12 protein-coding genes are annotated in these 15,080 nt (G+C 73.5%); 5 read left to right on the top strand and 7 right to left on the bottom strand.

The features are described from left to right. The first annotated feature begins 15 nt into the window (after window positions 1-15). Window positions 16-1,167, top strand: a complete 1,152-nt coding sequence (locus ACGF3A_RS37395; protein WP_393734974.1) for a zf-HC2 domain-containing protein — start codon at window positions 16-18, stop codon at window positions 1,165-1,167. Between the two features lie 75 nt (window positions 1,168-1,242). Here ACGF3A_RS37395 and purU read toward each other — a convergent pair whose 3' ends face one another. The 4 genes from purU to ACGF3A_RS37375 form a co-directional block, all read right to left on the bottom strand. Then, the gene (purU, locus tag ACGF3A_RS37390) at window positions 1,243-2,133 is read right to left on the bottom strand and encodes a formyltetrahydrofolate deformylase (protein WP_393734973.1); all 891 of its coding nucleotides are present in this window, start codon (window positions 2,131-2,133) and stop codon (window positions 1,243-1,245) included. Window positions 2,134-2,180: 47 nt separating this feature from the next. Continuing rightward, window positions 2,181-2,678 carry a hypothetical protein gene (locus ACGF3A_RS37385; protein WP_393734972.1) on the bottom strand — a complete coding sequence of 166 codons (498 nt, stop codon included), beginning with the start codon at window positions 2,676-2,678 and terminating at the stop codon, window positions 2,181-2,183. 45 nt (window positions 2,679-2,723) lie between these two features. Beyond that, window positions 2,724-4,382, bottom strand: a complete 1,659-nt coding sequence (locus ACGF3A_RS37380; protein WP_393734971.1) for a hypothetical protein — start codon at window positions 4,380-4,382, stop codon at window positions 2,724-2,726. A gap of 164 nt (window positions 4,383-4,546) precedes the next feature. Beyond that, window positions 4,547-5,938: a transcriptional regulator gene (locus tag ACGF3A_RS37375; protein ID WP_393734970.1), complete on the bottom strand. Its 1,392-nt coding sequence runs from the start codon at window positions 5,936-5,938 to the stop codon at window positions 4,547-4,549. Between the two features lie 228 nt (window positions 5,939-6,166). Between ACGF3A_RS37375 and ACGF3A_RS37370 the strand changes: the two genes are divergently transcribed. From ACGF3A_RS37370 to ACGF3A_RS37360, 3 genes are all read left to right on the top strand, one after another. Beyond that, window positions 6,167-6,829, top strand: a complete 663-nt coding sequence (locus ACGF3A_RS37370; RefSeq protein ID WP_393734969.1) for a bifunctional DNA primase/polymerase — start codon at window positions 6,167-6,169, stop codon at window positions 6,827-6,829. A gap of 82 nt (window positions 6,830-6,911) precedes the next feature. Further along, a complete protein-coding gene (locus ACGF3A_RS37365) occupies window positions 6,912-7,733 on the top strand; it encodes an ABC transporter ATP-binding protein (RefSeq protein WP_393734968.1) in 822 nt (273 codons plus the stop codon). Beyond that, window positions 7,730-9,400, top strand: coding sequence for a transporter (locus ACGF3A_RS37360; protein WP_393734967.1), 1,671 nt, complete (start codon window positions 7,730-7,732; stop codon window positions 9,398-9,400). The genes ACGF3A_RS37365 and ACGF3A_RS37360 overlap by 4 nt, the downstream gene beginning before the upstream one ends. A gap of 36 nt (window positions 9,401-9,436) precedes the next feature. On the opposite strand, the gene ACGF3A_RS37355 is transcribed toward ACGF3A_RS37360, so the two are convergent. Both ACGF3A_RS37355 and ACGF3A_RS37350 read right to left on the bottom strand, forming a co-directional pair. Next, window positions 9,437-10,393 (bottom strand): alpha/beta fold hydrolase, encoded by a 957-nt coding sequence (locus ACGF3A_RS37355; protein WP_393734966.1) that lies wholly within the window; start codon window positions 10,391-10,393, stop codon window positions 9,437-9,439. A gap of 703 nt (window positions 10,394-11,096) precedes the next feature. Further along, window positions 11,097-11,789: a metal-dependent transcriptional regulator gene (locus ACGF3A_RS37350; protein ID WP_393734965.1), complete on the bottom strand. Its 693-nt coding sequence runs from the start codon at window positions 11,787-11,789 to the stop codon at window positions 11,097-11,099. Window positions 11,790-11,952: 163 nt separating this feature from the next. On the opposite strand from ACGF3A_RS37350, the gene ACGF3A_RS37345 reads away from it, so the two are divergent. After that, window positions 11,953-12,717, top strand: coding sequence for an SIS domain-containing protein (locus tag ACGF3A_RS37345; RefSeq protein ID WP_393734964.1), 765 nt, complete (start codon window positions 11,953-11,955; stop codon window positions 12,715-12,717). 16 nt (window positions 12,718-12,733) lie between these two features. Here the strand turns inward: ACGF3A_RS37345 and ACGF3A_RS37340 are convergent, their stop codons facing one another. After that, entirely contained in the window at window positions 12,734-14,212 is a 1,479-nt protein-coding gene (locus ACGF3A_RS37340; protein ID WP_393734963.1) for a PAS domain-containing protein, read from the bottom strand. Between the last annotated feature and the right edge of the window lie 868 nt (window positions 14,213-15,080).

Below are 15,080 nucleotides of genomic sequence, written 5' to 3'. Positions count from 1 at the left end.
GACGCAGAGGGGCACGTGTACGACCACAACGTCCTCAGATCGCTTCTCGGCGCCTGGGCGCTGGCCGCCTGCTCCGCAGAGGAGACGGCCGCCGTCGAGGCGCACCTCACCGACTGCGCGGCCTGCGCCGACGAGGCGCTGCGCCTGCGCGACGCGGTCGGGCTGCTGCACGCCGAGGACAGCCTGGATCTCGACCCCATGCTGCGCACCCGCGTGCTGGAGGGCTGCCTCGTGCGCCGTCCGGCCCGTATCCCGGTCCCGGACTGGGTCGCGCCCTACGACGCGGAGACGTCCCGTCTCGACGCCCTGCTGCGCGACATGGCGGAGGACGAGTGGCGGGCGCCCGTCAGGCTGCGCTGGTTCGACGGGGAGGGCGAGGCGGAGCGCACGACGACGGTCGCCGGGGTGATCGGCCACCTGCTGGCCGTGGACGGCCTGGTCGCGACCGCGCTGGGCCTGCCCGACCCCCTCGGCCAGGCCGCGCACCTCCCGGACGGCGCCGGTGGCACCCCGGTCGCGATGGACGGCGGCCCGCTGGGGCCCGCGGCGCGCACGGAGGCGTTCTGGGCGCTGGAGGACCCCAAGACGCAGGGCTCGCCCGCCACGCGGGAGCGGTGGCGCGGCCAGACGCACGCGATGGTGCGCACCGTCTCGTTCGCCGACGGGGACGCGGCCGGGCTGGACGTCACGTACGGGGACTTCGCGCTGCCCCTGCGCGACGCCTTCCTGGACCGCGCCTTCGAGTGTTGGATGCACGCCGAGGACATCGCGGAGGCCGTGGACTACCCGTACAGCCCGCCCGTCCCCGCGCACCTCAACATGCTGGTCGACCTCGCGGCCCGGCAGCTCCCCGGCACCATCGCCGGACGCCGCCGGGCGGGGCTCGCGGCACCGCCCCGCAAGCTCGCCCCCGCGGGCAGGCCGGGGCGGACGCTGCATCTGGAGGTCGAGGGCAGCGGCGGCGGGCACTGGTACATCCCGCTGGACTCGCCCGGCGCGACCGCGTCGCCCGAGGACGCGGTGGCCCACGTGGCGCTGGACGGCATGGAGTTCTGCCAGCTCGCCGCCGGGCACGTGCCGCCGCAGGACGCGGCGGCGGGCCAGGACGGGGACCGGGAGGCGATCAGGGACGTGCTGTTCGCGGCGGCGTCGCTCTCCCGGCTGTAGCCGGGCGGGCGCCGCGCCCCGGGTCGCCGGCCCCCGGTCGCCGGCCCCCAGACGCCGGCCGCCGGCCGCCGGTCGCTACGCGAAGACGACCGTGCGGTGCCCGTTGAGCAGCACGCGGTGCTCGCTGTGCCACTTCACGGCGCGCGCCAGGGCCTGGCACTCCACGTCGCGGCCCACGGCGACCAGCTGCTCCGGCGTGACCTCGTGGCCCACGCGCTCGACCTCCTGCTCGATGATCGGGCCCTCGTCGAGGTCGGCCGTGACGTAGTGGGCCGTGGCGCCGATGAGCTTCACGCCGCGCGCGTGCGCCTGGTGGTACGGCTTCGCGCCCTTGAAGCTCGGCAGGAAGGAGTGGTGGATGTTGATGATCCGGCCGGAGAGCTGCTTGCACAGGTTGTCCGAGAGGACCTGCATGTAGCGCGCCAGGACGACCAGTTCGACGCCCTCGTCCTCGACGAGCTTCAGCAGCCGCGCCTCGGCCTCGCTCTTGGTGTCCCTGGTGACCGGAATGTGGTGGAACGGGATGTCGTACGAGCCGACCAGTTCGGCGAAGTCCGTGTGGTTCGAGACGACGGCCGCGATCTCGACCGGGAGGGCGCCGATGCGGGAGCGGAAGAGCAGGTCGTTCAGGCAGTGCCCGAACTTGCTCACCATCAGGACGATCCGCATCTTCTTCTCGGCCTCGTGGATCTGCCAGTCCATCTGGAACGAGTCGCCCACCGCGGCGAAGCTCGCCCGCAGCTTCTCCAGGGTGACCTCGCCCGCGAAGTGCACCCGCATGAAGAAGAGACCGGTGTCACGGTCTCCGAACTGCTGACTGTCCTCGATGTTGCAGCCCGTCATGAAGAGGTAGCTGGAGACGGCGTGCACGATGCCCTTGCTGTCGGGGCACGAGAGGGTGAGGACGTACTGCCCCGGCTCCGCGGCGGCGTAGGGGGCAGGGGCGGCGGCTTGCGACTGGCTCATGGCCTCAAGACTGGCATACCGCGCGGGGCGTGACGTCCGTCACACCGTCACACCGTCCTGAGCATGATCGCGAGGACGTCCAGCGAGCGCGGGGGCTCGTCCGGGTCGTCCCCGTCGTTCGTCGCCAGCAGCACGTGCGCCTCGCGGGCCGCGTGTACGGCCTCCGGCCAGGACTGATGCTCCATGTACGAGGCGACGGGGGCGTCGGCGCCGACCTGGTGCATGATCCGCAGCACCTGGAGCACCGCGGCGTCGACGAGCCCGGCCTCCTGGGCGTCGCGGAAGATCGTCCCGACGTACTTGTCCGCGGACCAGTTGTCCAGCCAGGTGTCCTCGACGAGGCGGTAGACGGCGTCGGTGACGTCGCCGTACCCCGGGCGGCCCGCGAGCCAGCACTCCTGCTGGAAGGCGGGGTCGGAGAGCATGTGCAGCGCCGAGCGCACGTTGCTGCGCCAGCGCCACCAGGGCATGTCGTTGACAGGCATGCCGCCCATGGTGGTGGAACCACGGCCACGGCGGGAAGACCTCACGGAACCTTGCTGCATGGTCGTCGACCATACGTTCCGTGCCGATCCCCCCGCGCGGCGGCTCTACAGCTCGCCGAACTGCCGCGTCGTGAGGCTGTACTTCTGGGCCGTCGGGTTCCACAGCGACGCGGCCTGCTTCTTCGCCGCCGTCGCCGTCCCGCTCGCGCGGTTGCCCGCCGCCGCGCTGGGCGTCGAGCGGGCGTGGCCCTTGGGGCAGGTCTTCTTCTTGCCGCGCGCGACCTGGTCGGCCCAGTTCGCGTAGTGCGCGTCGGCCGAGGCGGAGGACTTCCAGGCGCGGGTGAGGGAGCCGGTGAGCTGCGCTCCGTTCGGGATCTTGTCCGTCTTCAGCTCGCCGAGCCGCGTCACCAGCCCGTTGCGCTGCTTCGCGGCGCCGCGCAGGTCCGCGGCGGCCTTGCCGAGCATCTTGCAGGCCCGGATACGGGCGACCGAAGTGACGACCGTGGAGCGGCTGTTGTTGCTGTCGTTCAGCAGCTTGTCGAGCTTCTCCGCCTGGCCCTTGGCCGGATCCGGCGGCTTGGTGGTCTCCTTGTGGCCCGCCGGGGCCGTGGACGCCTTGGGCTTCTCGCCCTTCGCGTCGTCGCCCTTCCCGCCGGAGAGCGTCGCGCCGACGATCAGCCCGACGACGGCGACACCGACGACGCCGCAGGCGATCAGCAGCCCGGGCTGCGACATACGGCCCCGCTGCATGCGCTCGGCCGAGCGCCGGGCGGCGCGGCCCTGCGGCTCGTAGTCGTCGAACTCCTCGGCCGCCTGGTCGAAGAGGGGCAGGCTCTGGGTGGACCCGGGGTCGTCGTTGCCGGGCGGCGGCGCGGCCGCGCCCATCTTCACGGACGGCTCGGGGCGGAAGAGGCTCTCGAACCCGGCCGGGGGCTGCCGCTTCACGGGCGGCGGCCCGCCCGGGCCGTTCTGCGCGTCCTGTGCGCCCGGGAGGGGCTGCGGCTGGGGCTGGGCCTGCCCCTGCGGACGTACGGGCCTCTGCACGGCCCGCAGCTTCTGCGTCGACTCCGCGCTCGTCTCCGGCTGCGCGTCGACGACGGGCGGCATGTACTGCGTCGCCTCCTCGTCCATGGCGGGCACGGGCGGCAGGACCTGCGTGCCGTCCTCGGCACCGGGAACTCCGGGAACCCCGGCGCCGGGTATGCCCACGGGAGGCAGCATTTGCGTGGCTTCCGACTCACCGTCCGGATTGCCCGGACCGAGCGGCTCCGGCATTCCGGTCACCTGCGGGGCGGGCGGCACCTGAGCCGTCTGCGGCCCGGGCGGTACGGGCGGCTGCGCGGGCGGCATCGGCGGCTGGGCCGGAGGCTGAGACGGGGGCTGAGCCGGAGGCTGTACGGGCGCGGCGTGCGCGGGCCCCTGCACGGGCTGCTGCGGCGCCGGGGCGCCCTCCGGCGGCAACGGCTGAGCGACGGCGGCACGTTCCCCGCCCTCGGCACCCGCGGCGGCGACGCCGTCCGGCGAGGCGGGCACGCCCGGCTGCGGCGGGGCCGTGTCCGCGCCGGGACCCCAGGGCTGGCCCCACGGCTGCCCGGCGGGCGGCTGCACCTGCTGCTGGGCGGGCTGGACCTGCTGCTGATTCGTCCACGGGGCAGCGTTCGCCGGGAGCACGACCCCCTCCTGCGGGGTCGTGGCCGCAGGCAGTTCGGCATCCCCGGATGGGCCGGGGATGCCGTCCTGTCCGCGTCCGTTGTGCGTTGTCACCGAGACTCCTCGTTCGCATGGCCGGAATCGTCGGCTCACGCTACCGGGTGAATCGGAGGGAGGACCAAGAACCCAGGTGACCGAGGGATACACCACACCAGCACCCCGTCAACACCGCACCGGCGCCCGGCCCGCACCCCGCGGGCGCCGGTGGCGCTCCCCCGTTACGCCACCGCCGCCAGCTCCAGGCGGGCCGAGAACTCCCTGACCACGGTCTCCTCGCCGTACGGCTCCAGGCGCTGGCGGAAGTCGTCCAGGTACTCGGCGCCCCGGTCCGAGCGCAGCCCGCTCAGCAGCTCCGTGGCCTGCGTGCCCGTATGGCAGGCGCGCTCGATCTCGCGCTGCTGCACCTGGGCGCTCGCGAGCAGGAAGAGGCCGATCGCACGGCGCCGCGCACGGCCCTCCGGGTGCCCCTCGACGGCCTCCTCGGCGGCAGCGGCGGCGGCCTCCGCCTGGCCCAGGTCGCGGTGGCAGTGCGCCAGTTCGTCGGCGAGGTAGGCGCGGTCGAAGTGCGCGATCCAGGGCGGGTCGTCGCCCGAGCCCTCCGCCCCCTCGGCGCGGTCCATCGCGGCTAGCGCCTGGGTGACCGACGACTGGTTCGCGCGCGCGTCGCCCATCAGCGCGTGCCCCCGCGCCTCCGCCGCGTGGAACATCGCCTCGGCGCGCGGCGTCACCCGCCCCCTGGCGCCCTCCTGCGCGGCGCGCGCCAACTGCGCGATCTCGCGCGGGTTCCCGAGCGAGGCGGCGAGGTGGCTCATGCTCGCCGCGAGCACATAGCCCCCGTAGGCCCGGTCGCCCGCAGCCTGCGCGAGGCGCAGCGACTGGATGTAGTAGCGCTGCGCGAGGCCGTGCTGACCGGTGTCCACCGCCATGTAGCCCGCGAGTTCGGTCAGCCGCGCGACGGCGGCGAACAGCTGCCGCCCCACCGACTCCCGGTACGAGCCCGCCAGCAGCCCCGAGACCACGCTGTTCAGGTAGTGCACGACGACGGGGCGGATGTGCCCGCTGCCGTAGCGGTGGTCCAGGTCGGAGAGGGCCTCGGTCATCGCCCGTACGGCCTCGACGTCGGCCATGCCCACGCGGGCGCCCGAGGAGCGGGCGACCTGGCTGTCCGGCTGGGTGATCAGCCAGTCGCGGCTGGGCTCGACGAGCGCCGAGGCGGCGACCGTGGAGCCGGTGAGGAAGTCACGGCGGCCGACGTCGCTGCGCCACAGCTCACAGACCTGCTCGACGGCGCCGAGAACGGTCGGTGCGAACTGGAGCCCCACGCCGGACGCGAGGTTCTTGCCGTTCGCCATGCCGATCTCGTCGATCGTGACCGTGCGCCCCAGCTTGCGGCCGAGCGCCTCGGCGATGATGCCGGGGGCGCGTCCGCGCGGCTGCTGCCCGCGCAGCCAGCGTGCGACGGAGGTCTTGTCGTAACGCAGGTCGAGTCCGTGCTCCGCGCCGCACATGTTCACGCGGCGCGCGAGCCCGGCGTTGGAGCACGCGGCCTCCTGGATGAGAGCTTGCAGCCTTTCGTTGGGCTGCCTCGCGACGAGCGGCCTGGCGGCCATGTGATCCCCCTACTGGATGAAGGCTATGGATGATCACTGCCCAGCGCATATGCACGTGATTCACGAAAAACCCCGCCCTTCACGGCACAACGCTCAGAGAGGGGCTACCCACCCAGGACCGCCCACTCGGTACGCGCCCCCGCACTTGCACCCATGCGCCCTCGTGAGCGCGGGCTGCCACCTCCAGGCGCCCCGTAACCCTTGCTGACAAGGGGAGTTGTGAAGTGCGTGGATAAGACCATCGGAGTCACAACTGGAGTTACGACGACCACGCGCATCCCCCGGCAGCGATCAGAACCCCTCCTTGAGCACGCCGTGCGCTACGCGGAGGAGCGGCACTGGGACGTCTTCCCGGGGACCTGGCTGGAGGCCGTCGACGGCATGCCGCGCTGCACCTGTGGTGAGGCCCGCTGCCACGCGCCCGGCGCACACCCCGTGCGCTCCAGTTGGTCGGGCGAGGCCACCGGCAGCGCGGCCACGGCACGCCGGATGTGGACCAAGGAGCCCCGCGCCTCCGTCCTGCTGCCCACGGGCCGCACCTTCGACGCCATCGAGGTCCCGGAGACGGCGGGCTGCCTGGCGCTGGCCCGGCTGGAGCGCATGGAGCTGACCCTCGGCCCGGTCATCTGCGCCCCCGACGGCCGGATGCTCTTCTTCGTCCTCCCCGGCGCCACCGCCAAGGCCACCGATCTCGTACGGAAGCTGGGCTGGTCCCCCAGCACGCTCGACCTCCGCGCGCGCGGCGAGGGCGACTGGGTGGCCGCTCCCCCGACCCGGCTGGGCACCAGGGGCTCCGTGCAGTGGGCACGGCAGCCGACCGCGGCGAACCGGTGGCTGCCGGACGCGGAGGAGATCGTGCCCACCCTCGCGTACGCCTGCAGCCGCGTCTGACCCCCGCGTCCGGCCCTCGCGTCCGGCCCCCTCCCGTCCGGTCGAACACATAGCCTGACCGGGACGCAGGAAGGGGGCACTCGTGGCCGAGGACCCGACGAGCACGGGGGAGACGAGCACGGGGGAAGCGGCCCAGGCGGCCGTGACCGTCGAGGGGCTGTGGAAGCGGTTCGGCGAGCAGATCGCCGTGTCCGGCATCGATCTCGCCCTTCCGGCGGGCCGGTTCATCGGCCTCGTCGGTCCCAACGGGGCGGGCAAGACCACCACGCTCTCCATGGTCACGGGGCTGCTCAGGCCCGACGCGGGCACCGTCGTCATCGGCGGGCACGACGTGTGGCGGGACCCGGTCGCGGTCAAGTCCCGCATCGGCGTGCTCCCCGAGGGGCTGCGGCTCTTCGAACGGCTCTCCGGTGCCGAACTGCTCACGTACATGGGCGCGCTGCGCGGCATCCCCGCCGCCGAGGTCGAGCGCCGCTCCGGCCAGCTGCTGGAGGTGCTCGACCTCTCGGGGGCACGGCACAAGCTCGTCGTCGACTACTCGACCGGCATGCGCAAGAAGATCGGGCTGGCCACCGCGCTGCTGCACAACCCCGAAGTGCTCTTCCTGGACGAGCCGTTCGAGGGCGTCGACCCGGTCTCCGCGCAAACCATCCGCGGCGTCCTGGAGCGCTACACCGCGTCCGGCGCCACCGTCGTCTTCTCCAGCCACGTCATGGAGCTGGTCGAGTCGCTCTGCGACTGGGTGGCCGTGATGGCGGCGGGGCACATCCAGGCGCACGGCCCGCTCACCGAGGTACGGGGCGAGGCCCCGAGCCTCCAGGACGCCTTCCTCGAACTCGTGGGCGCACGCGGCCGTTCGGCGCAGGCGGGCACCAGCCTCGACTGGCTGGGCGGCACGGGATGACCGCCGGGCCCTTCACGGCCGTCGAGACGGCGCCGGTGACGCGGGTGTTCGTACGGCTGAAGTGGTCGCTGCTGAGCAACGGGCTGCGCCAGTCGCCCGGCAGACGGGCCGCGTTCCTCACCTCCGCCGTGCTGGCGCTGCTGCTCGCGCTGCTCCAGGTCCTGGGGCTGCTGCTGATGCGCGGCCACGAGCACGCGGTGACCGTCGCCGTCGTCCTCTCCGGACTGCTGGCGCTGGGCTGGGCCGTGGTGCCGCTCTTCTTCCCGGGCGGTGACGAGACGCTGGACGCGACGCGCCTGGTGATGCTGCCGCTGCGCCCCCAGCGGCTGGTCGTCGCGCTGCTGGCGGCGTCGCTGGTCGGCATCGGCCCGGTGTTCACGGTGCTGCTGGCGGCCGGGGCTGTCGCCGCGCCCGCGGAGGGCGCCGCCGGGTGGGCGGTGGCGGCGGTCGCGCTGCCGCTGCTCGTCCTCTCCTGCGTCGCGCTCGCGCGCGGGGTGGCCACGGCGAACGTACGGCTGCTGACGAGCCGCAGGGGCCGCGATCTCGTCCTGCTGAGCGGGCTGTTCATCGCGATCGGCGCCCAGTTCGTGAACGTCGGCGTCCAGAAGGTCTCCGAGCCCGGCGGCCTCGCGCTGCTGGAGCCGGTGGGCGCGGTGCTGGGCTGGCTGCCGCCCACCTCCGCCGTGTACGCCGTACGGGACGCGAGCGAGGGCGCGTACGCCGTGGCGGCCGTACGGCTGCTGCTCGCGGGCGGCGCGCTCGCAGGGCTGCTGGCCTGGTGGCGGCAGAGCCTGACGCGGCTGATGACCACGCCGGACGCCTCGACGCTCCAGGCGGCGACGACCGCCCCGGAGCCCTCGCCGGAGACGGCCGCCACGGGGCGTACGCGCGGGGTGCTCGGGCTGCTCGCGCGGCTGCCGGGCGACGACCCCGGCGGGCGTACGGCCGCGGTCGTGCAGCGCACGCTGCGGTACGCGTGGCGGGACCCCAAGACCAAGGTGGGCTGGGTCTCCTCGCTCGGCATCGGGCTGCTGCTGCCGGTGGTGCTGAGCGTCCAGGGCACGGGCAGCCCGTACAACGCCTGCTGGGCGGCGGGCGTGCTGGGCCTGCAGATGTACAACCAGTTCGGGCAGGACTACTCGGGCTTCTGGCTGGTGGCGTCGACCATTTCGACGCGGCGCGACGCCCATCTCGAACTGCGCGGACGGATGCTGGCCATCGCGCTGGTGGCCGTGCCGTACGTCGGAGTGGTGGTGCTGCTGTCCTCGCTGCTGATGGACGACTGGGCCGTCGTCCCCGAGGTGCTGGGGCTGGCGTCGGCGGTGCTCGGCGCGCTGCTGGGCACGGGGGCGCTGGCCTCGGTCTGGTTCCCGTACTCGATCCCGCAGGACAGCGGCTACAAGAACGTCGCGCCGGGGCAGGGCTCGCTCGCCTACATCAGCTTCCTGGGCGGCATGTTCGCGGCGGCGGTGCTCTGCGCCCCGTTCGTGGCGGTGACCGTCTGGCTGCACGCGGCGGGCGGCTCGGCGGCGGGCGCGGGGGCGTGGCTGATGCTGCCCGTCGGCGTCGCGTACGGCCTGCTGCTGGCCGTGCTCGCGCTGCGGCTGGCGGCAACGCGAGCGCTGGCCAGGCTCCCCGAGATCCTGACGGCGGTCAGCAAGGGCTGAGCGGGGGCCCCTGCACCCTCGTGCTCTCGTGCCCCGTCAGCTTCCGGAAGGAAGCGCGTGCTGGAGGAAGGGCTCGACGACGCGGCGCCAGCCCTCCGGCTGGTCGTAGTGCACGAGGTGCCCGGCGTCCTGCACCTCCGCGTAGATCCCCCGGGGCAGCACGCGGACCATCTCCTGGGCCTCGGCCCTGCCCAGTTCGCCGTCGATGCCGCGGACGACGAGCGTGGGGCACTGGACCTGGGCCAGCTCGTCCCAGTGCGCGTCGTACACCCACGTCTCGCGGGCCCTGAGCATCTGGCGCGGGGAGAAGGCGGGCCGCCAGCCGTCGGCGCGCTCGGCCATGACCTCGGCGAAGAACTCGCCCCGCGACGGGTTCGTACGCTCCAGGATCGGGTCGTCCTCGCCGAACCAGCGGCGCACGTCGCCCAGCGTCGCGAACGGGACGGGCCACGACTTGAACCACGCCTCCCACTCGCTCTGCGACTGCTCCCCCAGCGCCGTGGCCCGCATGTCGGAGATGACCAGGGCCTGCACCAGGTCGGGGCGCTTGGCCGCGAGCTGCCAGGCGGTCAGGGCGCCCATGGAGTGGCCGATGATCGCGGCGGGGGCCAGATCGAGCTGTTCGAGCGCGGCCTCGGCGTCCTCGACGTACGCCTCCCGGTCGTACGGCCCGTCGCCGGGCTTGTCGCTGCGGCCGTGGCCCCGCTGGTCGACGGCGACGGCACGGTACCGCCCGGAGAGCCAGCGCGCCGTCTCCGCCCAGTGCGAGGCGCGGCCCATCAGCCCGTGCAGTAACAGCACGCCCGGGGGCCGACGGCCCTGGGGCCCGGCCGGACCGGAGGTCTCGCCGCCCGGCCGGACGACCGAACCGGCCGGTGCCTCCGCGCCGGATTCGCTGTCCACGCCGTCCACGGGCCCCTTGGGCGGATCCGCGAACTCCCAGGCAGCCAGCCGGATTCCGCCCGCGCCCGTCACGTTGATCCGTCGCACCATGCGTCCTGGCACCCCCACTCCCTCTGACCGCCGCTTCACCCTATCGAACTTCTATTCGAACAGTCTGGTCTCCGGGCCAACACCCCACCATCGAGTGACAACGCTCCAGGGTTGTCGCACGTCCCCAGGGGGAGACAGGAACCGGGAGGGGGGCCGACCCTGAGAGCTCGGGGCTCCGGGTCGTTCCGGGGGGACATGGGGAAGCGGGGCCCCGGCGGCTGAAGGCGCCGGGGCCCTCGCTGTGGGCCGCCCGTCGCGGTCCCGCGCGGAACACGGCATCGACGGCTCCCCTTCCGCCCGGTGCGCGGCTGTGCTGCTGCTCTCCCCGCTCCGGCATCGCGTCCCCGGCACACGTGCCCTGATTCTGGTCCCAGCGACAGCGTCGCACGCCAGGGGCGCCATCGCTCGCATTCCGGCAACTCTGATACCGGTCGGGCCAATTGGGAAGGTGCGACGTATGGTGCGCGCCCCCTCGCACTCCGCGCGTGGCGTCAAAGTGACAGCACGGGAGGCGCGGGAACGCCGCGTCCGGGGCCGTCACAACCGCCCCGGGCGGCACAAGGGACCCGCCCGCCGCGGGAGCCCCGTGCCCCCCCGGCGCGGCAGGAGTGCCCCGTAAGGGGCGCGGGGAACTGCGCGACTGGCCACGGCGAGTGGCCCGCAGTCAGCGGGCCCGCTCAGCGGACCGTCGTCGCGGGTGCGCTCAGCGCTTGGCCACGAAGACGTGGGCCGCGACCTCCGAGCCCAGCTCGGCGGCCTCGCCGCTGCTGCCGACCTGGACACCGCCCGCCGCGCCCGCGTTCACACTCACGACCGCGCCGGGCTGCACGCCCGCACGCCGCAGCGTGTACATCAACTGGGCGTCCATCTGGATCGGCTCGCCGATCCTGCGGACCACGACCGTCTTGCCCTCGCCGCCCGGCTCCAGCTCGCTCAGGCTCACCAGCCCGTCCAGGAACGAGTCGGCCTCCGCCTTCTCGCCCAGCTCCTCCAGGCCCGGGATCGGATTCCCGTACGGCGACTCGGTGGGGTGGCGGAGCAGCTCCAGGACGCGGCGCTCGACCGCCTCGCTCATCACGTGCTCCCAGCGGCACGCCTCCGCGTGCACCTGCTCCCACTCCAGGCCGATCACGTCGACCAGGAGACACTCGGCCAGCCGGTGCTTGCGCATCACGCGCGTGGCCAGCTGGCGCCCGTCGTCGGTCAGCTCCAGATGGCGGTCGCCCGCGACCTTCACCAGGCCGTCCCGCTCCATGCGGGCGACGGTCTGGCTCACCGTCGGACCGCTCTGATCAAGGCGCTCGGCGATGCGGGCACGCATCGGGACCACGCCCTCTTCCTCCAGCTCCAGAATGGTGCGGAGATACATCTCCGTGGTGTCGATGAGTCCGGACATGCGCGCCCCTAGTCAGCTCGTGCGGTGGCCCTGGCATCAATTCTGACGCATAGCACTGACAAGCGTGCCGTCGCGACGGAACGCGGTATTGACAGGCTACTGGTCCAGACCTCAACGTGATCGCGTCATCGCGCGACCCCCACCGACTCCAAGGATCTTGACAATGAGCGACGACAGGCGCGTGGACGGCCTGGCAGGCGAATTCCTCGACGCCGCGATCGACCTGTTGCGGCAGGTCAGGGACGGTGAGGCGAAGAACGTCGCGGCGGCGGGCGCGCTGATCGCCGAGGCCGTCGCGGACGGCCGCCGGGTCTTCGCGTTCGGCGCCGGGCACTCGTCGCTCCCCGCCCAGGACGTGGTCTACCGCGCGGGCGGCCTCGCCGTGATGAATCTGCTCTCGCTCCCCGGCGTCGTCGGCGTCGACGTGCGGCCCGTGACGCTGGGCAGCGCCCTGGAGCGGGTCGACGGGCTCGCGGGCGCGGTCCTGGACTCCAGCCACGTCCGGTCCGGCGACGTCCTGATCATCATCTCCCTCTCGGGGCGGAACGCGCTCCCGGTCGAGATGGCCATGAACGCGCGGGCGCTCGGCCTCAAGGTCGTCGGCGTCACCTCGGTCGCGTACGCGACGGGGACCCGCTCCCGGCACACCACCGGCACCTTCCTCAAGGACCACTGCGACGTGGTGATCGACAGCCGGATCGCGGTGGGTGACGCGGAGCTGACCGCGGAGGGCGTGGAGGCCCCGTTCGCGCCCGCCTCGACGGTGGTCACCAGCGCCCTGATGCAGGCCGTCGTGGCGAGCGCCGCCGAGGAGCTGGTGCGGCGCGGCATCGAGCCGCCGCTGCTGCGCTCGGCGAACGTGGACGGCGGGCACGACTGGAACGCCCAGGTCATGGAGCGCTACGCGGACCGGATCTTCTACCGCTGACCCCTCGGCCGGCCCCTCAGCGGCGGGCCTGGAGCGCCAGGTCCACCGAGCCGGCGACATGGGCCGCGATCCCCTCCGCGTACACCGCGTCCGTACGGTCGAAGGGGCGGCGGCCCGCGTCGCGCAGGAAGGTCACGACGCCCAGCGTCCTGCCCCTGCTGCGCAGCACCGTGCACAGCCCGTGCGTGGTGCCCTGCGGCCACTTACGGGCCTCCGCCCAGCCCTCCGGCACCGCGGTGGCGCCGACGCTCGCGCGCACGGAGCCGCAGCGCTGGTACGCCTGGAGGGCCGGGTGCCCCTCGACGTAGGCCACGGGGAGGCCGCTCTCGGTGCCCGGCTCGATGTGCAGGCCGTGCCCGTGCACCGCGGCCGGGGTGGTCGCGGCGCGCACGAGGCGGGGCACGGGCACCGGATCAGGCCCGTTCTCCGGCGGGGTCAGCACGTCGAGCACGGCGTGGTCGGCGAAGCCCGCGAGGGCGAAGTCCAGGTGGACGGTCGCGGCCTCCATCGGGTCCTCGCACTCGGCGGCGGCGCGCGCCGCGCGGTGCGACTGGCTGTCCCGGAAGCGCAGCCGGGCCGCCGCCTGCTCGGCCCGCTTGGCCTCGGTGACGTCCTGGAAGAGCCACGCCACCCCGAGCGGCACCGGCTCCTCCGCGAGCGGGGTGGCCAGCCGCAGGAAGCCGCTGCGCCAGCAGCACTGCCGGTCCAGCTCGCCCCGCTCGGCCTGGGGCGGCGGCCCGGCGCCGGGCGACAGCTCGGCCTCCAGCGAGTCCCGCTCCTTCTCCGCGTCCTCGGCGCCGCGCAGCCGGACCCAGATCTCCGCCGGTCCCGGCGGGGCGCCCTCCGCGAGAACGTGCTGGAGTGCGCCCTCCAGCTCCTCCACGCCGTGCTCCAGCAGCTCGCCGAGCGGGCGGCCCAGCATGGACGTGCGGGAGGGGACGCGGAACGACCGCGCCGCGTACGCGTTCGCCACCGCCGGGCGGAGGTCGGCGTCCACCAGGACGACGCCCCAGCAGGCGTCCTCCAGCAGGGCCTCGCTGAGCGCGATCGAACGCTCCAGGTCGATCTGCGCGTGCACCTCGCTGAATGCGCAGTAGACCCCCTTGGGCCTGCCGTCGGCCCCCGCGACGCCGGAGGACTGGACCCGGACGAGGACCCGGCCGCCGTCCTTGGTCAGCAGCGCGAACTCGTGGACCTGCCGTCCCGGCGCGTCCATCGCGCCGAGCAGCCGCCCCTCGACCTCCTCGGCGTCCGCCGCGCGGACCGCCCATCCGGCCAGGCCCCGGCGGCCCACGGCCTCGTGCTGGGTCCAGCCGAGCATGCGCTCGGCCTCGCGGTTCCAGTGCGTGACGACGCCGTCGGCGTCGAAGGCGCACAGCGCCGCGTCCATGCCGTCCAGCAGCGCGGCGAGCAAGAGTTCGTCGTCGGCACCGCCAGGTCCTCCGTCGTCCCCGTCGGATGACGACGCGGAGTGAGTCTTGGATTGAGCCGACACCTCGGCACCCCCTGCGTTGTGCCTGAACCCCACCGTGTGCAGGGCCCATTCAAGTCGAACGTGACCCAGCACACACCGGATTCGAGAAAATCGTTGCCGCCCCGAAATTCGTTTGCCCGCGGGTGCGGCGCTGCATAACGTGCGGGGCACACAGGAAAGGAGGTGATCCGACTGATGATCGATCAGCGGACGTGTGAGGTGGCTGCGGCCTAGGGCCGACCACCAGCGTGTGGCCGGTCCTTCCCGGCCAATCCAGAGCAGTCACCCGGCCCGTGGGCTCGTCGGACTCGTCCGACCGGCGCCCTTCGCCTCCGGCGAGGGGAGCAGCCCACGGGCCGTTTCCTGTCCCCGGGCCAGTCCCCTGCTCGGCTTGCCCCCTAAGGGCGCGGGGCTGTGTTGGTTTTGCGGCTCCGCCGCGTGGGCGCGCCGGTCACGACACCTCGGGGCTTGCCCGATCAGGGGCGCGGGGAACTGCGCGACAAGCCACGACGCAGGGCGCAGCCCGCGAACCACAGCCCGGGGCACCCCGGGCGCGGCCCCGTTACGCGGGGCACCCTGCGTGGGGGGCTGCGCTTGCCAACCCTGCGCCTTGCGCAGACTTCCCAAGCACAGCCGAGGGAGAAGCGCAGAGCTCCCAAGCGCTGTGGGGCGGAGGGAGAAGCGCAGACATCCCAAGCACAGCGGGGTGGAGGGAGGAGCAGGGGCCTGCCCCGGCAGGGGCGCGGGGAACTGCGTGGCGGGCCACGGCGCAGGGGCAGGCCCCGTGCAGGGCTCTAGGCGGTGTCTTCAATTGATCTTGCGTGGTGGATCATGTCGGGGTGATACGTCGCCATGAACTGTCCGATGAGGAGTGGGAGTTCGTCCGGCC

This window comes from Streptomyces sp. NPDC048172, assembly GCF_043202595.1.
In the GTDB taxonomy this organism is placed as follows: domain Bacteria; phylum Actinomycetota; class Actinomycetes; order Streptomycetales; family Streptomycetaceae; genus Streptomyces.
This window is presented reverse-complemented; position numbering and strand designations above follow the sequence as displayed.